Source organism: Pseudomonas sp. DE0010, assembly GCF_007680745.1.
Classification (GTDB): domain Bacteria; phylum Pseudomonadota; class Gammaproteobacteria; order Pseudomonadales; family Pseudomonadaceae; genus Aquipseudomonas; species Aquipseudomonas parafulva_B.
The window spans coordinates 1-400 of record NZ_VEJQ01000069.1; the positions used below are offsets into that span (position 1 = coordinate 1).

The 400-nt window shown below is 63.8% G+C and carries 1 protein-coding gene; it reads left to right on the forward strand.

Annotated elements, in window-relative coordinates:
* Window positions 1–189: 189 nt before the first annotated feature.
* The coding region (locus tag FS767_RS21660; protein ID WP_305986757.1) for a CoA-transferase at window positions 190–400 on the forward strand (211 nt) is incomplete at its 3' end.

The following is a 400-nucleotide window of genomic DNA, read 5'->3' on the forward strand; positions in this document are numbered from 1 at the left end:
GGGCAGGGCAGTGTAGCCGTTGCGACGTCGCGTTGCGCAGCGAAGCGGTCGCCCGCTTGCGGAACGATGCTGTTCGATAATCGAACTGTTAGTCGATTATCGGATTGTTTGCGCCGATGGGGCTTTGTAGTCTGACCCCAGACCGCCGCACCGGGCGGCGCCGACAACAAAGACGCGAGTCGACAATCCATGGCCCAGATCCTGTCCCTGAGCGAAGCCATCCAGCGCTTCGTCCACGATGGCGAGACCGTCGCCCTCGAAGGCTTCACCCATCTCATTCCGACCGCCGCCGCCCACGAGCTGATCCGCCAGAATCGGCGCGACCTGACCCTGGTGCGCATGACCCCCGATCTGGTCTACGACCTGCTGATCGGTGCCGGCTGCGCCAAGCGGCTGATCT